19 protein-coding genes and 1 riboswitch are annotated in these 19,077 nt (G+C 64.2%); of the genes, 9 read left to right on the forward strand and 10 right to left on the reverse strand.

Annotated elements, in window-relative coordinates:
* On the forward strand, positions 1-229 hold a 229-nt coding region (locus tag CEJ42_RS25165; protein ID WP_207760438.1), incomplete at its 5' end, for a hypothetical protein.
* A gap of 205 nt (positions 230-434) precedes the next feature.
* On the opposite strand, the gene metF is transcribed toward CEJ42_RS25165, so the two are convergent.
* The 4 genes from metF to metK all read right to left on the reverse strand — a co-directional run bounded on the left by metF (position 435) and on the right by metK (position 4,626).
* On the reverse strand, positions 435-1,280 hold the full coding sequence (gene metF / locus CEJ42_RS15295; protein ID WP_088751679.1) for a methylenetetrahydrofolate reductase [NAD(P)H]: 846 nt from the start codon (positions 1,278-1,280) through the stop codon (positions 435-437).
* Entirely contained in the window at positions 1,277-1,630 is a 354-nt protein-coding gene (locus tag CEJ42_RS15300; RefSeq protein WP_088751680.1) for a phage holin family protein, read from the reverse strand. Before CEJ42_RS15300 ends, metF begins: the two co-directional genes overlap by 4 nt.
* A 135-nt stretch (positions 1,631-1,765) precedes the next feature.
* Positions 1,766-3,169, reverse strand: coding sequence for an adenosylhomocysteinase (ahcY, locus tag CEJ42_RS15305; RefSeq protein WP_207760439.1), 1,404 nt, complete (start codon positions 3,167-3,169; stop codon positions 1,766-1,768).
* A gap of 50 nt (positions 3,170-3,219) precedes the next feature.
* A riboswitch (S-adenosyl-L-homocysteine riboswitch) is annotated at positions 3,220-3,307 on the reverse strand.
* A 155-nt stretch (positions 3,308-3,462) separates the two neighbouring features.
* On the reverse strand, positions 3,463-4,626 hold the full coding sequence (gene metK / locus CEJ42_RS15310) for a methionine adenosyltransferase (RefSeq protein ID WP_088751682.1): 1,164 nt from the start codon (positions 4,624-4,626) through the stop codon (positions 3,463-3,465).
* 194 nt (positions 4,627-4,820) lie between these two features.
* Between metK and CEJ42_RS15315 the strand changes: the two genes are divergently transcribed.
* The 3 genes from CEJ42_RS15315 to dapF are packed head-to-tail and all read left to right on the forward strand — an operon-like array spanning position 4,821 to position 7,460.
* The gene (locus CEJ42_RS15315) at positions 4,821-5,666 is read left to right on the forward strand and encodes a lysophospholipid acyltransferase family protein (RefSeq protein WP_088751683.1); all 846 of its coding nucleotides are present in this window, start codon (positions 4,821-4,823) and stop codon (positions 5,664-5,666) included.
* Positions 5,663-6,547 (forward strand): LpxL/LpxP family acyltransferase, encoded by an 885-nt coding sequence (locus tag CEJ42_RS15320; RefSeq protein ID WP_088751684.1) that lies wholly within the window; start codon positions 5,663-5,665, stop codon positions 6,545-6,547. The genes CEJ42_RS15315 and CEJ42_RS15320 overlap by 4 nt, the downstream gene beginning before the upstream one ends.
* Positions 6,548-6,602: 55 nt before the next feature.
* Complete coding sequence (dapF, locus tag CEJ42_RS15325; RefSeq protein ID WP_088751685.1) at positions 6,603-7,460, forward strand: diaminopimelate epimerase; 858 nt, start codon at positions 6,603-6,605, stop codon at positions 7,458-7,460.
* A gap of 94 nt (positions 7,461-7,554) precedes the next feature.
* Here dapF and CEJ42_RS15330 read toward each other — a convergent pair whose 3' ends face one another.
* A complete protein-coding gene (locus CEJ42_RS15330) occupies positions 7,555-9,150 on the reverse strand; it encodes a tetratricopeptide repeat protein (protein ID WP_088751686.1) in 1,596 nt (531 codons plus the stop codon).
* A gap of 367 nt (positions 9,151-9,517) precedes the next feature.
* Between CEJ42_RS15330 and CEJ42_RS15335 the strand changes: the two genes are divergently transcribed.
* From CEJ42_RS15335 to CEJ42_RS15350, 4 genes are all read left to right on the forward strand, one after another.
* Positions 9,518-10,690, forward strand: a complete 1,173-nt coding sequence (locus CEJ42_RS15335) for a porin (protein WP_088751687.1) — start codon at positions 9,518-9,520, stop codon at positions 10,688-10,690.
* Between the two features lie 345 nt (positions 10,691-11,035).
* Positions 11,036-11,704, forward strand: coding sequence for a DUF484 family protein (locus tag CEJ42_RS15340; RefSeq protein ID WP_079217955.1), 669 nt, complete (start codon positions 11,036-11,038; stop codon positions 11,702-11,704).
* A 63-nt stretch (positions 11,705-11,767) separates the two neighbouring features.
* Complete coding sequence (locus CEJ42_RS15345; protein ID WP_088751862.1) at positions 11,768-12,760, forward strand: tyrosine recombinase XerC; 993 nt, start codon at positions 11,768-11,770, stop codon at positions 12,758-12,760.
* A 187-nt stretch (positions 12,761-12,947) separates the two neighbouring features.
* Complete coding sequence (locus CEJ42_RS15350; RefSeq protein WP_088751688.1) at positions 12,948-13,520, forward strand: Fur family transcriptional regulator; 573 nt, start codon at positions 12,948-12,950, stop codon at positions 13,518-13,520.
* Positions 13,521-13,559: 39 nt separating this feature from the next.
* Here CEJ42_RS15350 and CEJ42_RS15355 read toward each other — a convergent pair whose 3' ends face one another.
* Positions 13,560-14,294 carry an HAD-IA family hydrolase gene (locus CEJ42_RS15355; protein WP_079217953.1) on the reverse strand — a complete coding sequence of 245 codons (735 nt, stop codon included), beginning with the start codon at positions 14,292-14,294 and terminating at the stop codon, positions 13,560-13,562.
* Positions 14,295-14,392: 98 nt separating this feature from the next.
* On the opposite strand from CEJ42_RS15355, the gene CEJ42_RS15360 reads away from it, so the two are divergent.
* Positions 14,393-15,298, forward strand: a complete 906-nt coding sequence (locus tag CEJ42_RS15360) for a TraB/GumN family protein (protein WP_338064259.1) — start codon at positions 14,393-14,395, stop codon at positions 15,296-15,298.
* A gap of 151 nt (positions 15,299-15,449) precedes the next feature.
* On the opposite strand, the gene argB is transcribed toward CEJ42_RS15360, so the two are convergent.
* The 4 genes from argB to CEJ42_RS15380 form a co-directional block, all read right to left on the reverse strand.
* Positions 15,450-16,343 (reverse strand): acetylglutamate kinase, encoded by an 894-nt coding sequence (argB, locus tag CEJ42_RS15365; RefSeq protein ID WP_079217951.1) that lies wholly within the window; start codon positions 16,341-16,343, stop codon positions 15,450-15,452.
* 105 nt (positions 16,344-16,448) lie between these two features.
* A complete protein-coding gene (locus tag CEJ42_RS15370) occupies positions 16,449-17,270 on the reverse strand; it encodes a hypothetical protein (protein WP_088751690.1) in 822 nt (273 codons plus the stop codon).
* A gap of 53 nt (positions 17,271-17,323) precedes the next feature.
* A complete protein-coding gene (locus tag CEJ42_RS15375; protein ID WP_088751863.1) occupies positions 17,324-18,100 on the reverse strand; it encodes a type III pantothenate kinase in 777 nt (258 codons plus the stop codon).
* Between the two features lie 14 nt (positions 18,101-18,114).
* The gene (locus CEJ42_RS15380) at positions 18,115-18,978 is read right to left on the reverse strand and encodes a biotin--[acetyl-CoA-carboxylase] ligase (protein ID WP_420840772.1); all 864 of its coding nucleotides are present in this window, start codon (positions 18,976-18,978) and stop codon (positions 18,115-18,117) included.
* Positions 18,979-19,077: the final 99 nt, after the last annotated feature.

Below are 19,077 nucleotides of genomic sequence, written 5' to 3' on the forward strand. Positions count from 1 at the left end.
TGGCAAATCGTTTTGTTTGTCAGCAGCAGAGAAACGAGATTATGAAGTTGTTTTTGAATCGCGTCAACTACTTTTTTACGCTTTTCTTAAATTTTTTATCTCGGCGTTTTTAACTTCCCACCTCGACAAATCATTTAAAAACTCTTCAAAACCTTCCGCTTCGCGCCTTCACATCGGCTCTTCTTTCGTTTCGCTTTTGTGCGTCGCGTCAGCAGGGGGCGAACTATAGCAACGCCCATTGACCCACGCAAGCACTTTTTGAAAATAATCAGAAATTATTTATAAAACCACGTCTACCCGAACCAGCCATCTCCGCTGAAAGCCGCAGCCGGCAAGGCTTTGCGGGCAGAACAGTTAAAAGCAGCCCCCCCAAAAACAAAACTGGTACCGCCCCTGACGGGGCGGTACCAGTTTTTTCACACCTTATCTATTGCTTACTGTTTTACCAGACGCTGCCAGATCGCCTGGGTGGGCGCGGCCTGATTGAGCGAATAGAAATGCAGGCCGGGCGCGCCGCCTGCCAGCAGGCGCTCGCACAACTGCGTCACCACATCCAGGCCGAAGGCGCGGATCGACTCCGTGTCATCGCCATAGCTGGCGAGCTTGAGGCGCACCCAGCGCGGGATCTCGGTGCCGCACATGTCCGAGAAACGCATCAGCTGCGAATAATTCGTGATCGGCATGATGCCGGCGATCACCGGGACGTCCGCACCCAGCCTGGTTGCATCTTCGACAAAACGGAAATAGGCGTCCGCGTTATAGAAATACTGGGTAATCGCCGAGTTGGCGCCGGCCTTGACCTTGCGCACGTAGTTCTGCACATCGTCCTGCGGCGACTTGGCTTGCGGGTGCATTTCCGGATAGGCCGCCACTTCGATGTTGAACCAGTCGCCGGTCTCGGCGCGGACGAACTCCACCAGTTCGTTGGCATAGCGAAACTCGCTGGATGCCTGGCTCATTGCGCCGTAGCCGCTGGGCAGGTCGCCGCGCAGCGCCACCAGGCGTTTGACTCCGTTGGCCTTGTAGTCCGCCAGAATCGCACGCAGGCTTTCACGCGAGCTGCCGATACAGGACAAATGCGGGGCAGCCTGATGGCCCTCACCAATGATCTCCAACACGGTGTCGCGCGTACCCTGCTGGGTCGAGCCGCCGGCGCCGAAGGTCACCGAGAAATACTTGGGTTGCAAGGTCGCCAGCTTGGCGCGTGTGGCACGCAGCTTTTCCGCGCCTTCAGCTGTCTTCGGCGGGAAAAACTCGATACTGAAATTATGCTTGCTCATTGGTTCGATCCAGATTTCAACAGCAGCGTCGACAAGGCCCAGGAAACGATGCTATACAGCAATGCGCCGCCTACCGCAGACCAGAAGCCCGCGACATGGAAGCCGCCCACCAGTTGCGCCACGACCCAGAACATCAGGCCGTTGATCACCAGAATGAACAGGCCGAGCGTCACCAGCGTGACCGGCAGCGTCAGCACCACCAGCACCGGGCGCACGATCGTGTTGACGAAGCCCAGGATGAGCGCAGCAATCAGCGCCGCGCCAAAGCTGTCGACCTGCACCGAGTGCATCAGGTAGGGAACGGCCAGCAAGGCCAGGGCATTGATCAGCCAGGTCAGCAACAAACGCATGGCATTTCCTTTCAGCCCCTGTGGGGACATTAAAGAAGAGATGAAAAAACGCCCGGTCTTCGCGATACTGCCGCGACGGCCGGGCGCTGCGCTCCATCAGATGCGAATCCGGCGGCAGCCGGACTCGCGCTCTGATCAGTAGCGGTAGTGATCGGCCTTGTACGGACCGTCGGCCGACACGCCGATATAAGCCGCCTGCTCGGGGGTTAGCGTGGACAGCTGCGCATTGAGCTTCTTCAGCTGCAGGCGGGCAACCTTTTCGTCCAGGTGCTTGGGCAGCGTGTAGACGCCCACTGGATATTGCGAGGTGTTCACGAACAGCTCGATCTGGGCGATGGTCTGGTTGGCGAACGAGGAGCTCATCACATAGGACGGGTGACCAGTGCCGCAACCCAGGTTCACCAGGCGGCCTTCAGCCAGCAGGATGATGCGCTTGCCGTCAGGGAAGATCACGTGGTCGACCTGCGGCTTGATGTTTTCCCAGGTGTACTGCTTCAGGGCGGCAACTTCGATTTCGTTGTCGAAGTGGCCGATGTTGCAGACGATGGCCTGGTCTTTCATCTTCTTCATGTGCTCATGGGTGATCACATGGTAGTTGCCGGTGCAGGTGACGAAGATGTCGCCGTGTTCCGCGGCGTAGTCCATGGTCACGACGCGGTAGCCTTCCATGGCGGCCTGCAGCGCGCAGATCGGGTCGATCTCGGTCACCCAGACCTGGGCCGACAGCGCACGCAGCGCCTGGGCCGAACCCTTGCCGACGTCACCGTAGCCGGCCACGATGGCGACCTTGCCGGCCACCATCACGTCGGTGGCGCGCTTGATGCCGTCCACCAGCGATTCGCGGCAGCCGTACAGATTGTCGAACTTGGACTTGGTGACGGAGTCGTTGACGTTGATCGCCGGGAAGGCCAGCTTGCCTTCCTTGTGCATCTGGTACAGGCGGTGCACGCCGGTGGTGGTCTCTTCGGTCACGCCCTTGATTTCCTTCAGGCGCTTGGAATACCAGTTGCCGTCCTTGGCCAGGTAGCGCTTGATGGAGTTGAACAGGCAGACGGCTTCTTCCGAATCCGGCTTGTCCAGCACCGACAGGTCGGTCTCGGCGCGCGCGCCCAGGTGCAGCAGCAGGGTGGCGTCGCCGCCGTCGTCCAGGATCATGTTCGAGTAGCCGCCGTCGGTCCACTCGAAGATGCGGTGGGTGTATTCCCAGTATTCGTCCAGGTTTTCGCCCTTGACTGCGAACACCGGGGTGCCGGCGGCGGCGATGGCGGCTGCGGCGTGGTCCTGGGTCGAATAGATGTTGCACGAGGCCCAGCGCACCTTGGCGCCCAGCGCTTCCAGCGTCTGGATCAGCACGGCGGTCTGGATCGTCATGTGCAGCGAGCCGGTGATGCGCGCGCCCTTGAGCGGCTGGGATGCGGCGAACTCTTCACGAATCGCCATCAGGCCCGGCATTTCGGTCTCGGCGATCTTGATTTCCTTGCGGCCCCAGTCGGCCAGGCCGATGTCGGCGATGATGTAGTCTTGGGAAGTATTGGTCATGGCGAAACGGCGTTGTTCACGCCCTCCTTTCATAGAAAATCAGAAAAAAAGTAACGTGAGCGCGGTTGCCAAGTGGGATCACTTGTTCATCGCATCAAGCCTGGCAGGGGTTTCCCTGTCGCAACGCTCCTTGCTGCAATGAGGCACTGTGAGATTTACTGCTGAACTCCCGGCATGCAATGCCCACAAGCGGGAACGGTGCGAAGAGAACTTCGCGGGAGGTGCATTGTAGCGCGGGCAAGGCGTTCGGCAAACCCCTTGCGGGGACTTGCCGAACGCCCGCGCCGGCAGGATTACAGACCGGCGGAAGCGCGCAGGGCGGCGACCTTGTCGGTACGCTCCCAGGTGAATTCCGGCTCTTCGCGGCCGAAGTGGCCGTAAGCGGCGGTCTTGGCGTAGATCGGACGCAGCAGGTCCAGCATCTGCACGATGCCCTTCGGACGCAGGTCGAAGTGCTCCAGCACCAGTTGCGACAGCTTTTCATCGCTGATCTTGCCGGTGCCGAAGGTGGTCACCATGACCGAAGTCGGCTTGGCGATGCCGATGGCGTAGGACACCTGGATCTGGCAACGCTCGGCCAGGCCGGCGGCCACGATGTTCTTGGCCACATAACGGCCGGCGTAGGCGGCCGAACGGTCGACCTTGGACGGATCCTTGCCGGAGAACGCGCCGCCGCCGTGCGGAGCTGCGCCGCCGTAGGTGTCGACGATAATCTTGCGGCCGGTCAGGCCGCAGTCGCCTTGCGGACCGCCGATGACGAAGCGACCGGTCGGGTTGATCAGGAAGCGAGTGTTCTTCAGCCATTCGGCCGGCAGCACCGGCTTGATGATTTCCTCGATGGCCGCTTCATGGATGTCTTTTTGCTCGATGTCCGGCGAATGCTGGGTCGACAGCACCACGGTATCGATGGCGACCGGCTTGCCGTCGACATACTTCAGGGTAACCTGGGACTTGGCGTCCGGACGCAGCCACGGCAGGCGGCCGTCCTTGCGCAGTTGCGACTGACGCTCGACGATGCGGTGCGCGTAGTAGATCGCGGCCGGCATCAGTTCCGGGGTTTCGTTGCAGGCATAGCCGAACATCAGGCCCTGGTCGCCGGCGCCCTGCTCGAGGTCCACGCCACGGCCTTCATCCACGCCTTGCGCGATATCCGGGGATTGCTTGTCGTAGGCGACCAGCACCGCGCAGCTCTTGTAGTCGATGCCGAAGTCGGCGTTGTCGTAACCGATGCGCTTGATGGTTTCGCGGGCGACATCGATGTAGTCGACGTTGGCGCGCGTGGTGATTTCACCGGCCAGCACGACTAGGCCCGTGTTGCACAGAGTCTCCGCGGCAACGCGGGATTGGGGATCCTGGGTGAAGATGGCGTCCAGAATCGCGTCGGAGATCTGGTCGGCCACCTTGTCGGGATGGCCTTCGGAGACGGATTCGGAAGTGAAGAGATATTCGTTGGACATGCAAGCCTCTAACTGAAAAACGATTTACCAATGTCGCGCGGCCCATCGTTCAGTCGTGCCTGCGACGCTTTAGCGATATTTGTACCCCGTCTCGCAAGTTGTCATTAACTCGACGGCATGTGCTATTTTACGCCTCTTGCAATTTTCTGCAATTCGGCGGCGGACTCTCGCCCCGTATTTTGTTATCGGCAAGTATGCTCGTTTCTTTATTCCGCCTGCTGTCTTTTTTGCCTTTGCCGGCCTTGCATGCCATAGGCTTTGCCACCGGCTGGCTGGTGTATCTCCTTTCCCCCTCTTACCGGCGGCGCCTGACGCAGAACATCACCCTGGCCGGACATCGCGCCTATCTATATAGAGCAGTCGGCGAAGCCGGCAAGGGCATGTTCGAACTGCCGTTCATCTGGTGCGCCAACCCGAAGCGGGTACTGCGCACCGCCCGCATAGAAGAATGGCAACTGGTGCAGGACGCCCTGGATGCCAAGGCCGGCGTCGTCTTCCTGACTCCGCACCTGGGATGCTTTGAAATCTCGGCCCAATCGGTGGCGCGCCACGCCAGCCTCAGCGTGCTGTATCGCCCGCCGCGCAAGGCCGCGCTGAAACCCCTGATCGAAGGCGCCCGCGCCCGCGCCAACCTGCACCTGGCGCCGGCCAACCTGTCGGGCGTGCGCATCCTGCTCAAGGCGCTGAAGAACGGCCAGGCGATCGGCTTGCTGCCGGACCAGGTGCCGCAGAACGGAGAAGGCGTATGGGCCGACTTTTTCGGCAAGCCCGCCTATACGATGACGCTGCCGGCCAAGCTGCAGCAAATGAGCGGCGCGCCCATCATCCTGGCCTATGCCGAACGCCGCTCCTGGGGCCGCGGCTACACGATCCGCTTCGTGCCCTTCGAAGGCGAACTCGGCGACACGCCCGAGCAGCAGGCGCGCGCCATCAACCACGCGATGGAAAAGCTGATCGCCCGCTGCCCGGCGCAGTATATATGGAGCTACAACCGCTACAAGGTGCCGCCGGGCGTGACGGCGCCGGGAGCGGCGCAATGAAGGCGCTCATCGGGCTGATGTGGCTGCTGCACTGGCTGCCGTTGCCGATCCTGGGCCGACTGGGCGAAGGCATGGGCTGGCTGCTCTATATCTATATGAGGCCGCGCCGGCGCATTACGCTGACCAACCTGCGCCTGTGCTTCCCGGAAAAGACCGAACAGGAGCGACGCGTGATCGCCCGCCGCCACTTCCAGGCCTACGCCCGCAGCGCGCTCGAGCGCGGCATCCTCTGGTGGGCGCCGGAGTCGCGCCTCAAGCGCCTGATCCAGATAGAACCGGCCGTGCCCTTCGACACCCTGGACAAGGGACCGACCATCCTGCTGTGCCCGCATTTTGTCTGCCTGGAAATTCCCGGCATCGCGCTGGTGCTCAACTCCGACTATTCGGTCTGCACGATTTATGCGCGCCAGAAGAACCAGGTGGTGGACGACGCCATCCTCAAGGGCCGTTCGCGTTTTCGCCCAGTGACCTTGCTGTCGCGCGAAAAGGGGGTCAAGCCCATCATCCGCGCCATGCGCGACGGCCTGCCCTTCATCATGCTGCCGGACATGGACTTCGGCATCCGCGATGCCGAATTCGTACCCTTCTTCGGCGTGCCGGCGGCGACCCTGACCGCTACCGCGCGCATTGCCGCGGCCACGGGTGCCTCGGTGGTTCCCGTCATCACCACTTTCCTGCCGGGTTATCGGGGCTGGAAGACCACCTTCTATCCCGCCTGGACCGATTATCCGGGCGACGACATCCTGGCCGCCACCGAGCGCATGAACGCCTTCATCGAAGAGCGCGTGCGCGAGACCCCGGCCGAATACTTCTGGGCGCACAAGCGCTTCAAGACCCGCCCGCCCGGCGCGCCGGACGTCTACCGGCGCGGCGACGAGTAAGTTGCGGCGTGGCCCTGCGCCTGTGAAACGGCGCCTTCGTCCCTATAATGAACTCATGAAGATCAAATTTACCAAGATGCATGGCGCCGGCAACGATTTCGTCGTGCTCGACGCCGTCAACCAGGCCATTTCCCTGACGCCGGCGCAATGGAAGTTCATTGCCGACCGCCGTTTCGGCATCGGCGCCGACCAGATGCTGGTGGTGGAGAAAGCAAGCGGCGCCGGCGTGGATTTCCGCTATCGCATCTACAACGCCGACGGCGGCGAAGTGGAGCAGTGCGGCAACGGCGCCCGCGCGTTCGTCAAGTTCGTCACCGACAAGGGCCTGACCGACAAGCGCGCGATCCGCGTTGAGACCATGTCCGGCGTGATCGAACCGCGTCTCGAAGACGACGGCCGCATCACGGTCGACATGGGTGCCCCCATCCTGACCCCGGCCGACGTGCCGTTCGACAGTGCCGGACTGGAAAGCCGGAGCGAAGGCCAGGACAGCCTGTGGCCGCTGGACGTTGCCGGCAAGACATCATGGATATCGGTGGTGTCGATGGGCAACCCGCATGCGGTGCAGGTGGTGGCCGACAGTGAAGCCGCCCCGGTGCTGGTGGACGGGCCGCTGATCGAGCGCCACGCGCGCTTCCCGCGCCGGGTGAACGCCGGTTTCATGCAAATCGTCGATCGCCATCACATCAACCTGCGCGTCTACGAACGCGGGGCCGGCGAGACCCTGGCCTGCGGCACCGGCGCCTGTGCGGCGGTGGTGGCGGGCATCCGCCGCGGCCTGCTGGACTCGCCGGTAGCCGTGCAGACCCACGGCGGCGTGCTGAGCATCGCCTGGGACGGCGCGGGCAGCCCGGTGATGATGACCGGGCCGGCGGTGTCGGTCTTCGAAGGCGAAATCGAACTACCGGACTGATGCCGGCGATATCGTCGCACTGAATCACCTCACGGAAACAATGAAAAACGGCTTGCCATGGCAAGCCGTTTTTCATGATCGGGCAGTTACCGACTCAAGCCTCGATACGCTGGTCCTCGTTCTCCTCGCCCGCATCAACCTCATCCGGCAAGGCCGTCTTGAGGCGGTACAGGCGCTGGCGATAATTGCCCTCGGGACCGCTGGGGCCGCAATCCACGTCCTCGAAAAGGCGTCCGATGCGATTGAGCACGCCGCGCTCTTCCCCGGTCTCGATCATGATCAGGCGCCGCTTGCTGCGCGCATACTGGGCGCGGATATCCACCATCAGGCAATGGCCGCAGTCGGCCTGCTTGAGGTCGATCAGCAAGGCCTCCGGCCGCGTCAGGCCGAACAGCGTGGCCAGCTCGATACGCGCGGCCAGGAACGGATAGGCGTTGATCAGTTCGCGCGTCAGCTGCGCGCGCGCCTGCACTGCCCATTCGGCCGGCAGCGGACGATCAGCCACCTTGCCCAGCAGCGCCTGCGCCTGCCCGCTGCCCTGGGCCGCCGCCTTCTGCAGCCAGTACAGTGCCCTCACGTCGTTGGCGGGATCGTCGCGCCGGTTGCGCCAGGCGCTCATGCCGCATTCGAGCTGGGCCGCCACATGGCCCATTTCGGCGGCGCGCTCCAGGTAGTGCTGCACATCGGCCAGATTGCGCTGCGAAAACTCCGGCTTCAGATAGATGCGCGACAAGGCATACCATGCCGGCGCCATGCCCTGCTCGCCCGCCAGCGTCAGCCAGCGGATCGCCTTCTTATAGTTAGCGGAGCCCTGGCCGGAAAACACCCGTTCGCCCTGCTCGTCCATGCGGCCGTACAGCAGGCCCAGCGCCAGTTGCGCTTCCCGGTCGTTGGCCAGGGCGGCCAATTCCAGCAATTGCTGGACATGCAGCAGATCCGGACGCTTTCCCGACAGCAGCACCTGCGCCAGGCGCTGCAACAGCACGACGTTCTGGGTCCCGAGGCTAGAAGCCAGCATCTCGGCCGGCGCATTCAACTGCGCCATCAGCGATTCATACTGGCGCAGCAAGGCGTCCGCCAGCGGACGCGCGCGCTGGGCGAATCCGGAAATATCCGATTGACGCCAGGCAGCCTCGGCAAGAGCATGTTGGGCCTGCTCGATACCCGCATCGGCCGCTTTCTGGGTCCATTGATGTACTTCCTCGGCGGGTTGGCCTGCGGCATCAGCCGGGGTCGCCGCAGATTGCGGCGCCTGGGGCGCGGCATCCCGGCCCTGCTGGGCCAGCAGCCACTGCGCATCGGGATTGCCTTCGCGCGCGACCACTTCCAGCGCCCGGATCGCCTTCCTCTTCAGGTCGGCGCTGATCTGCGCCACGTTGCCCAGCACCAGCCGGGCAAACACCAGGCCGGCCTTGCTCTGCCCGGCATCGAAGGCGCGCTCGTACCATTGCGCGGCCTCCTGCGGCTGCGCCAGAGGCATGACGACTTCATAGGGGATATGTTGCGCGATGAGCATCCACGCATCGGACAAACCCTGGCGCGCGGCGCGCTCCAGCCAGTGAAACGCGGTGCCCAGGCTCTGCGGCAAGCCGTTGCCGCCAAACAGGTATCGCTTGCCCAAGGTCAGCTGCGCCTCGGCCTGTCCGGCGCGCGCAGCTCGGATGATTGCCAGATCTTCTCGATTCGCCATCAGCCTTCTACGTTAGGTCAGAAAACCAAAATTATGCACCAGAAATCACATTTCTTTAAAAATGCGATCAAAACACAATAAATGCATCGTTTTAACAACAAGTCATGAGGCGATACGCTGCGGATCAAGTTTCCCCTGCCGCGACCGATAACAACTCATCCCCTGCAAGCGGAAATCTGCCTCTCCGGCATGATCCGCATGGAAAGCGTTTGAAAAAAACAACACTACGTCAGTAGTTTTACGCTTTCAACCAAAATTCCAGCCGCCAAACGACCAATCTGCGGCCATGCCAAATGAGAACCCTTAATGTCTCACCATCCGACCAGAAGTACGGATCCTCAAGACTATTTTTATAGAAGGATGTCAAATGAAAAAATCTCTGCTGGCACTGGCCGTCCTCGGCGCGTTCGCAGGTGCTGCTCAAGCACAAAGCTCCGTTACTATCTACGGTATCGTTGATACCGGTATCGCATACTCCAGCAAGGTTACCGGCGCCCCCGGCGGCGGCACCGGCAGCAAGTTCGGCCTGAACTCCGGCGTGATCCAAGGTTCCCGTATCGGCTTCAAGGGCGTTGAAGATCTGGGCGGCGGTCTGTCGGCCGTGTTCAACCTGGAAACCGGTTTCACCAACGATGACGGCGGCCTGCAAGGCGGCGACAACGTGACCTCCTCCAACCTGTTCCGCCGCAAGTCGGTGGTCGGTCTGGCTGGCGGCTTCGGTACCGTCCTGGTTGGTCGTCAAACCGACTACGCTGACACCATCTCGGCATACACCGCTGTTGCTGACTTCGGCGGCGTGATCCAGAACTCCGGCTCGAACCTGAACCGTCTGCAAGGCGTTCGTTCGAACAACTCGATCAGCTACACCACCACCAACCTGGGTGGCTTCACCGGTAACCTGATCTACGGCTTCGGCGAAACCGCTGGCAAGACCTCCGCTGGTCAAGCCTTCGGCATCGGCGGTAAGTACGAAAACGGTCCCCTGGGTCTGGGCCTGAACTACTACCAATCCAAGGCTGGTGCAACTCCTTCGGACGTTAGCCTGATCCCGGCTGCTGGTACCACCACCGCAACCGTCATCACCAACACCGCCAACGTCGGCAGCTCGGCTCAGAAGGTCCTGAACGTGGTCGCTTCGTACCAGTTCGGCCCGGCACGCGTGTACGCCAACTACTCGCGCGTCAAGCAAGATCTGAACACCGTCGGCACCGCTGGCTTCACCGCTGGTACCCGTACCCTGGCAGCTTCGAAGAAGGCTGACATCTACGAAATCGGTACTGCATACGCTCTGAGCCCGTCCCTGAAGCTGCTGGCTGCTGTGGACCACGCTCGTGCCGACATCGACGGCAGCGGCACCAAGGGTAAGCTGACCCAGATCTCCCTGGGCGCTGACTACTGGCTGTCGAAGCGTACCGACATGTACGCCTTCCTGTCGAACATGCGCGCTACCGACCTGGTCAACCCGGGCGTGACCGGCGGTTCGACCGGTTCCGATGCTAGCCAAACCGCTGTCATCGTCGGCGTTCGCCACAAGTTCTAATTCAAGGATTTGAACCCGGCATGAAAATGTCGGACTTCAAGACTTGAGTTGAAACTGATTCGGGCTTGCATGAGCAATCATGCAAGCCCGTTTCTTTTGTGCGTTTCATCTGTACCCTTCTTTTACATCCCGCCTTTGCGTCTTCCGCTTTTGGCATATCCGGGATGCTCCCGGACGCAAAAAGCGGCAAAGTTGCCGCCGGAAGGCCCGCAAAGCGCCCGAGGCGATTGTCAGCGTTTCCGATAGCGAGGATAATCTCGCGATAATTTCAGGCTTGCCGGCCGGCATGACAAAATGCTTCCGGCCAGACAGCGTGCCTGTCCCACCATAACAACTAAGCTCGCAATGACCACCCAACTGGACTCCGATCTGATTGCCGAATATCTGCTCGATCACCCTCATTTCTTCGAGGAGCATGCCGAGCTGCTGTCGACCGTCAAATTGACCAGCCCGGTCATGGGCCGCGCCGTGTCGCTGCAGGAACGCCAGATGGAAATCCTGCGCGAGAAGATCCGCGTACAGGAACTGCACATGGCCGACCTGATGCGCATCGCCCAGGAAAACGACGAGATCACCAACAAGTTCCAGGCCTGGACCCGCGCCCTGCTGCTCACGCGCGGCGAAGGCGACCTGCCGCGCGCGCTTGTCGATCAATTGAAGGAAATCTTCCACGTGCCGCAAGTCACGGTGCGCCTGTGGACGCTGGGCGAAGCCCACGCGGACAACTGGGCCACCCTGTCGGTATCGGAAGACGCCCGCATCTTCGCCAACGGACTGTCGGCGCCGTTCTGCGGACCGAACAAGGATTTCGAAGCCGCCACCTGGCTCGAAGACGGCGCCTCGGTCAAATCGGTCGCCATCCTGCCGCTGCGCGTGGGCGCATCGCCGGACGCCTTCGGCCTGCTGGTGCTGGGCTCGCCCGACCCCAACCGCTTCACCGCGGACATGGGCACCGACTTCCTCACCCGCATCGGTGAAACCGCCAGCGCCGCACTGGCCTGCCTGCTGCGCTGAAACACACCGCAACCCGGACGCCGCCGCGCCTGACGGTGCGGCCCCGGTCCTGAACGAATGGGCATGGATACCGCTCCACAATCGCTGATCCGGGAATACCTCTCCTCCTTGCGCTCCCAGCGCAAGCTGTCGGAACACACCACCGACAATTACGGGCGCGACCTGCAGGAGCTGTGCGCGCTACTGTGGCCGCCGACCAAAGAGGCGCCAACCGGCGCTGCCGAACCCGATTTGCGCAAGATCACCCAGGTCCAGATCCGCAAATGCGCGGCGCAGCTGCACGCGCGCGGCCTGAACGCGCGTTCGATCTCGCGCAAGTTGTCGGCCTGGCGCGGCTTCTTCGCCTGGCTGTCGATGGAAGTGGAGCTCAAGGCCAATCCGGCCGACGGCGTGAAAGCGCCCAAGAAGAACAAACCCCTGCCCAAGGCGCTGGCCGCCGACGACGCCGTCCGGCTGGTGTCGCAGAGCGATCCCGGCAAGGATCCCTCGTCGTCGATGGCGGCCTGCAACCGCGCCATGTTCGAGCTGTTGTATTCGAGCGGCCTGCGGGTTTCCGAACTGGGCGCGATCGACATCGCCGATGTGCGCGACGGCGCCTATGAATCGGCGGGATGGATCGATGCGGAAAACGCCGAAGTCACGGTTACCGGCAAGGGCGGCAAGAAGCGCAAGGTGCCGGTCGGCAAGGCGGCGCTGGAAGCGATAAGCGCATGGCTGCCGATCCGCGCGCCGCTGGTGAAGGCCGACAACGGCCCCGATTGCCACGCGCTGTTCCTGACCGAACGCGGTACCCGCATGTCGCCGCGCGTGACGCAGCTGCGCCTGAAAGCCCACGGCAAATCGCTGGAAATGGCCAGCGACGTTCATCCGCACATGCTGCGGCATTCGTTCGCCACTCACGTGCTGCAGAGTTCGGGCGACCTGCGCGCGGTGCAGGAGATGCTGGGCCACGCGTCGATTACGGCCACCCAGGTCTACACGGCGCTGGATTTCCAGCGCCTGGCGCAGGTCTACGACCAGGCCCATCCGCGCGCCAAGAAGAGCGATCCGAAGTAAGCGCCACTACCACCAACCCCGCCAATCCCGGCGAATGCCCGCGCGTAGCGAACACGCACGGCCCAAGACCGCCGCGCCGCAGCGGGAAAGGCTGCCCCGCATGGGCTAAAATAGCAATACGCCGCGCGCCATTGATCTGGCGCGCGCAGCGCCAAGCCAGCTTCTGGCAGACTGATTCACCACGCCGATGCCGACCATGAAAGCCAAAGCCGATACCCCCCTCTCCAGCAGCCACGCCAACCAGGCAGCCGCCATGGCCGCGCTGGCGGAGTCGCAACTGCGCGAGGCCGGCGTGCGGGTGACGCAGGCGCGGGTGAACGTGCTGGGCGCCTTGCTGGAAACACGCAGCGCCGCCTCGCACCAGGATATCCAGGATCGCTTCGCCGGCATGGACCGGGTGACGCTGTATCGCGCCCTGGATTGCCTGACCGAGGCCGGCCTGGCACACAAGATCTCCAGCGACGACCGCATCTTCCGCTACAGCGCCGGCGCCGACCATCCCGAGCACGGCCTGCACGACCACTCGCACGGCAAGCAGCACCAGCATGGCCACTTCAAGTGCACCCGCTGCGCGCGCGTGTTCTGCCTGGACGCCAGCGACGGCACCGACTTCCTGGCCACCGTGCTGCCCGACGCCGACAAGCACCGCTCCACCGCCGCCCAGCTGCAGTCCGCCCTGCGCAAGACGCTGGGCAAGGGCTTCCAAAGCCACGAAGTGGAATTGACCATCAAGGGCTGGTGCGCGGACTGCGCGGATTGAATCCGCGCCCGCCTCTGCTTCCTCCCCTCCCCCGCCGCTTCAGCGTGCGGCGCCCAGCTTGGCCAGGCGCCGCGGCAGCTTGCGCACCGAACTCACCTTGACGTCGACATAGGAAGGCAGGCGGCTGCGCACGCGCTGCGCCGTCAGGTGGCCCAGCATCGCATTGCCGATCAGGTACTGGGTCACCCACGCCGTGCGTACGCCCAGTTCGCGCGCGGTCTTCAGGTTGTCCACCGTGTCTTCCACCAGGATGCAGCGGCGCGGGTTGATCTTCTCGCGCGCCAGCAGCTTGCGCAGCATCAGGCGCGACGGCTTGGGACGCAGCTGGCGATGCACGTGCATCGCCTCGATGGAGATGTGGTGCGAGAAATGACGATGCAGCCCGAGGTGTCGCAGCAACTCGCGCGAATAGCGGCGCGGCGCGTTGGTCAACAGGATCTTGCGCCCCGGCAGCTGCTGCAGCCAGCGGCCGATGCCACGCTCGGCGCGCACCATGCCCGGCAGGTCGTCAAACAGATGGGCCTCGTGCAGGAAATCCTCGATGCGCACGCCGTGGTGGCGCACCATGCCCAAAAGCGTGGCGCCGTACAGCTTCCAGTAGTGGCGCCGCAGATGGTTCACCGCGGCCTCGTCGGACGGATGGCCGCCCTCCTCCAGCACGCGTGTGATGTAGCGGTTCATGTTGGCGTTGATGGTCGGGAAAATCGCGTGCGACGCGTTGTGCAGCGTATTGTCGAGATCGAACAGCCAGAGCGGTGTAGTATTTGACGCCATGATTCAGACCAGCCGCATCCGCGCCCGGATGGGCGGAAAACGACCAGGTAACAAGGGAAAGGCAAGCAGTGAAAGGTTTTGCGCAACGACTGATTATAGTGACATTGGCTCTGCTGTTCTGCTTTTACCTGCCGGCGCGCAACGTCGCGGCGGCGGCGCCGGAGGCCGCCAACAACGACGCACCCAGGCGCGGCGCGCTGTACCGCATCTCCGACGGCCGCCACACGCTGCACCTGTTCGGCACCATCCACGTCGGCGCGCCCGATTTCTATCCGCTGGAAAGCCGCATCATGCGCGCCATCGACCAGGCGTCGACCCTGGCGCTTGAACTCGACCCGCAAAACGCCGGCGCGCTGCAGGCCGCCGTCGCACGTCACGGCCTCTATCCCGACGGCCGGCGCTATGAGCAGGAACTGGCGCCCGAACTGGCCAGGCGCACCACCGCGGCGCTTCGGCGCTACCAGTTGCCGGCCGAGCGCCTGCAGAACTTCCGCCCCTGGATGCTGGCCACCGCGCTGACCGTGCAGGAGTACGCCAGCGGCGGCTACAAGCCCGAACTGGCGGTGGACAGCTATCTCGCCGGCGCGGTGCGCGCCCATGGCGGCAAGGTGATCGAACTGGAGAGCGCCGAGCGCCAGATGTCGGTCTTCAGCCGGCTGGACGCCGCGCAGCAGGCGCAATTCCTGGGCGACACGCTCGACGAGCTGGATGACGCCGACCTCGCCCGCAAGCTCGACGAACTGGTCGGCGCCTGGCGCCGCGCCGACAGCGGCGGCTTTGCCCAGGCGCTGCGGGAAATGGACGACGACAAGTCCTTCGCCAGCCGCTTCACCCGCCACGCCCTGCTGGACGAGCGCAACCCCGGCCTGGCCGACGGCATCGCCGCGCTGCTGGCCGGGCAGGACAAGGCGGTGGCCGCCATCGGCATCCTGCACCTGGTGGGCCCGGGCAGCGTGCCGGAACTGCTCCAGCGCAAGGGCCTGCAAGTGGAACAGCTCTACTGAGGTCGCCCGCCAGACAGCGGGCGACGTCGGCACAGACGACCAGTACCGACAAGGCCGGCGCAAACGAAAAAGGGATGAGCAAGCTCATCCCTTTTGTATTGGCGCCAACCGCGCCCCCGTCGCCTGTGCGGAAGCGGGAGCCGCGGTGCCGTCAGTGCGAACGGATCATGGTGCCGAAGGCCTGTTCGGTCAGCACTTCCAGCAGCAGCGAGTGCTCGATGCGGCCGTCGATGATGTGCACGGTGTTCACGCCCGACTTGGCCGCGTCCAGCGCCGAGGAGATCTTCGGCAGCATGCCGCCGGAGATGGTGCCGTCGGCGAACATCTCGTCGATCTCGCGCGCCGACAGGTCGGTCAGCAGGTTGCCGGCCTTGTCCTGCACGCCGGCGATGTTGGTCATCATGATCAGCTTTTCGGCATGCAGGATCTCGGCGATCTTGCCGGCCACCACGTCGGCGTTGATGTTATAGGCCTGGCCGTCGTCGCCGAAGCCGATCGGCGAGATGATGGGGATGAAGGCGTCGTCCTGCAGCGCCTTGACCACCGCCGGGTTGATCGCCTCGATTTCACCCACGTAGCCGATGTCCAGGAATTGGCCCGGCTTTTCCTTGTCCGGCATCTGCATCTTGCGCGCACGGATCAGGCCGCCGTCCTTGCCGGTCAGGCCCACCGCCTGGCCGCCGTAATGATTGATCAGCATCACGATGTCCTGCTGCACTTCGCCGCCCAGCACCCATTCCACCACTTCCATGGTCTCTTCGTCGGTAATGCGCATGCCTTGCACGAAGGTGCCCTGCTTGCCGATCTTCTTGAGCGCCGCATCGATCTGCGGGCCGCCGCCGTGGACCACCACCGGGTTCATGCCGACCAGCTTCAGCAGGATCACATCGCGCGCGAAGCCGTGCTTCAGGCTTTCCTCGGTCATCGCATTGCCGCCGTATTTGACGACGATGGTCTTCCCGTGGAACTTGCGGATGTACGGCAGCGCCTCGGCCAGGATTTCGGCTTTGATCTGGGGCGCTACTTTGGTGAGGTCGGTGGTCATGGCGGAGTCCTGTGGCTAGGTGGATTCGAGGAACGCGATTTTACATGGAAAGAAGAATTCGTTCGTGAGGAATGCTTGCTCTGTGCACGAACGGCAACGCCGGGCTCAGGCAGAGCAGGAGCGGATCTCCTGATCCGGGAAGGCGCTCTTGATGCGCTCCAGCGCCGACCGCGAATCCGGGCTCAGGTCACGCAGCTGGAACACCTGTTTGCCGGCTCCGGAACGACGCGCAATGATGCGCGCGCTGCGCAGGCCCTTGGCGATCAGCTGGCCGACATAGGCCTTGGCAGCCTCCTCGGTGCGGAAGATCCCCAGCGAGATGCCGTAGCGCAGCGCCGGATTGGGGAAACTGTCGGGAATCACGTAGAAATCGCCGATGCCCAGGCGCCGCAGCTCGGCGGTGCGGCGGTCGGCGCCGTCGCGGCCACCTTGCGGCGGGATATAGACCATGTGGCTGGTCACGTCCTGGGTCAGCTTCTGGACCACCTTGTCGCCCAGGTTGAGGCTGGCCAGCTGAGTGGAAAAGCGGCGCGCGTCAGTGGCGCTGAAGTTGCCGACCTCGGTACAGGACGGCGCGCCGGGAGCGGCCTGCGCCACCTGCGTGGTCGGCGCGGCCGCGGCAGCGGCGGTCGCCCCTGCGGGAGCGGGAGTGGCAGGAGTAGCAGGAGCTGCGGGAGCGCCGGCGGCCGGCGCCTGGTCGGGCTTGGCCGCGGCGTCGGGCGCGGCTTGCGCCTCTTGCGTGCGCACCTGGGGCACCAATTTTTCGCTGTTGGGCGGCAGGATGCTCAGCAATTCGGGACGCAGCTGTTCCGCCAGGCGCTGCGGCTCCCGGCGCTCGGACGCGGCCGCGCCCAAATAGCCGCGCTGCAATCCGAACAGCACCACATTGCCCACCACCAGTAGCCAAAAGAACAATTTCAGCTTCATCCGCGCGTCGTCTTCCTTTGCCTGAATCCTTGATGCCTTGATGAAAGGGCGGCTCAGCCGCCTGAGGTCGCGGCCGCATGCAGGCCGATCAGAACCAGATTATCCACTTTTTCCAGGGGAACATCGCCCAGCGCCAGATGCGGCGCCAGCACCGCGCCCGCGCCGCCGGCCAGCAGGCAGCGCAGCGCGCCGCCCGGCCGGGCGCGGCGGCGCTCGGCCAGCGCATGCTCGATGGCGCCGGCCTGGGCCGCGATGCAGCCCGAGACGATGGCGTCCACGGTATTGTCGGCGAAGGCCTGGGCCGGCGGCGCCACCTCGCCGATCTGCGGCAACTGGGCCGTGGACAGCGCCAGCGAGGTCGCCATCGTGCCCAGCCCGGGCAGGATCATGCCGCCCTCGAACACGCCGTCGGCGCTGACCGCGTCGATGGTGGTCGCGGTGCCGCAGGTGGCCACCAGCAGGTCTTCCCCGGGGAACAGCGAACGCGCGCCGATGGCCGCCGCGAACCGGTCGCAGCCCAGTTGAGCGGGATTGCGATAACCGTTGCGCAGGCCGGCGCGCTCAGGCGTCGAGGCGAACCATTCGATCGCGATGCCGGGGCCGAAGGCCTCCTTGAGCGAGGCCTCCAGGCTGTCGCGCAAACCCGGGCCGGCGACATTGGACACCCAGGCCGCATGCACCGGGCCGAGCGCGCGCCACGCATCGGCCAGTTGCGCCGCATCGCCGCGCGCCAGCGCGCCCTCGTGCAGCCAGCGGCCGGCTCCGGCGCGTTCGCGCCCGGCCATCGCCCACTTGATGCGGGTGTTGCCGGCGTCGATCAGCAATACCATCTGCGGCCCCACGCTCATGACTGCAGGCGCAACGACAGGTCGCCGGCCAGCACCGCCACCTGGCCCGCCTCGGTATCCATCAGGAAACGCCCCATCATGTCGACGCCCGCCGCCGTGCCCTCATGCACCACGCGACCGTTGTCGAGGATGCGCACCTGCTGGCCGGCATACGCATGGAATGATTGCCAGCGCTCGACGAAGGCGCCGAAGCCGCGCCGCTCGAACTCCACCAGCACATCGGCCAGCGCACTGGTGATGATGGCCAGCACGGTCTCGCGCGGCTGCTTTTGCAGTTCGGGTGCGGCGCCGACGGCGCGCTGCAATTCGGCCTCGAGTTCGGGCGGCACCGCCAGGTTCAGGCCGATGCCGATCACCGCCCAGGTGGCGTCGCCGCGGCCGCCGTCGGCGGCGGTTTCAATCAGGATGCCGGCCAGCTTGGCGCCGTCGCGCAGCACGTCGTTGGGCCATTTCAGCTGCGCCTGCACGCCGAACACCTCGAGCGCCTCGGCCAGCGCCACGCCGATGGCCAGCGGCAGGCCCAGGAGCGCATGCAGCGGACGCCCGAAACGCCAGGCCAGCGAAAAGGTCAGCGACGATTCCGGCATGGTGCGCCAGGGGCGGCCGGCGCGGCCGCGACCGGCGGTCTGGCGGTCGGCCACGCGCAGCAGCGGGCGCTGCAGGCTGGGCAGGCGCTGCATCAGGTCGACGTTGGTGGAGCCGGTGCGGGCCACCGCCTCGACATCGATGCGCTTGACGTTGGGGTTGTCGGATCCGGCCAGCAGGGTGGCGATGCGCTCGGCATGCACCAGCAGCGAATGGCCTTCGCCGGCGCCGGGTTCGGAGGACGCCGCCGGAGGCAGCTTGGATGTCATGTTCATGCCCGGCATTGTACCGGCAGACGGGCGCAAACCGGCACTCTCAGGCGTTCTCCGGCCCTATCCGGCCATCTGCGGCAACAGCCCGCGCGCCGGCCGCGC

The organism is Herbaspirillum robiniae, assembly GCF_002213415.1.
Taxonomy (GTDB): domain Bacteria; phylum Pseudomonadota; class Gammaproteobacteria; order Burkholderiales; family Burkholderiaceae_D; genus Herbaspirillum; species Herbaspirillum robiniae.

Bases quoted from the DNA above. Each gene is read 5' to 3' on its own strand.
- metF (WP_088751679.1), bottom strand. From the start codon at position 1,280: ATGAGCAAGCATAATTTCAGTATCGAGTTTTTCCCGCCGAAGACAGCT.
- CEJ42_RS15300 (WP_088751680.1), bottom strand. From the start codon at position 1,630: ATGCGTTTGTTGCTGACCTGGCTGATCAATGCCCTGGCCTTGCTGGCC.
- ahcY (WP_207760439.1), bottom strand. From the start codon at position 3,169: ATGACCAATACTTCCCAAGACTACATCATCGCCGACATCGGCCTGGCC.
- metK (WP_088751682.1), bottom strand. From the start codon at position 4,626: ATGTCCAACGAATATCTCTTCACTTCCGAATCCGTCTCCGAAGGCCAT.
- CEJ42_RS15315 (WP_088751683.1), top strand. From the start codon at position 4,821: ATGCTCGTTTCTTTATTCCGCCTGCTGTCTTTTTTGCCTTTGCCGGCC.
- CEJ42_RS15320 (WP_088751684.1), top strand. From the start codon at position 5,663: ATGAAGGCGCTCATCGGGCTGATGTGGCTGCTGCACTGGCTGCCGTTG.
- dapF (WP_088751685.1), top strand. From the start codon at position 6,603: ATGAAGATCAAATTTACCAAGATGCATGGCGCCGGCAACGATTTCGTC.
- CEJ42_RS15330 (WP_088751686.1), bottom strand. From the start codon at position 9,150: ATGGCGAATCGAGAAGATCTGGCAATCATCCGAGCTGCGCGCGCCGGA.
- CEJ42_RS15335 (WP_088751687.1), top strand. From the start codon at position 9,518: ATGAAAAAATCTCTGCTGGCACTGGCCGTCCTCGGCGCGTTCGCAGGT.
- CEJ42_RS15340 (WP_079217955.1), top strand. From the start codon at position 11,036: ATGACCACCCAACTGGACTCCGATCTGATTGCCGAATATCTGCTCGAT.
- CEJ42_RS15345 (WP_088751862.1), top strand. From the start codon at position 11,768: ATGGATACCGCTCCACAATCGCTGATCCGGGAATACCTCTCCTCCTTG.
- CEJ42_RS15350 (WP_088751688.1), top strand. From the start codon at position 12,948: ATGCCGACCATGAAAGCCAAAGCCGATACCCCCCTCTCCAGCAGCCAC.
- CEJ42_RS15355 (WP_079217953.1), bottom strand. From the start codon at position 14,294: ATGGCGTCAAATACTACACCGCTCTGGCTGTTCGATCTCGACAATACG.
- argB (WP_079217951.1), bottom strand. From the start codon at position 16,343: ATGACCACCGACCTCACCAAAGTAGCGCCCCAGATCAAAGCCGAAATC.
- CEJ42_RS15370 (WP_088751690.1), bottom strand. From the start codon at position 17,270: ATGAAGCTGAAATTGTTCTTTTGGCTACTGGTGGTGGGCAATGTGGTG.
- CEJ42_RS15375 (WP_088751863.1), bottom strand. From the start codon at position 18,100: ATGGTATTGCTGATCGACGCCGGCAACACCCGCATCAAGTGGGCGATG.
- CEJ42_RS15380 (WP_420840772.1), bottom strand. From the start codon at position 18,978: ATGAACATGACATCCAAGCTGCCTCCGGCGGCGTCCTCCGAACCCGGC.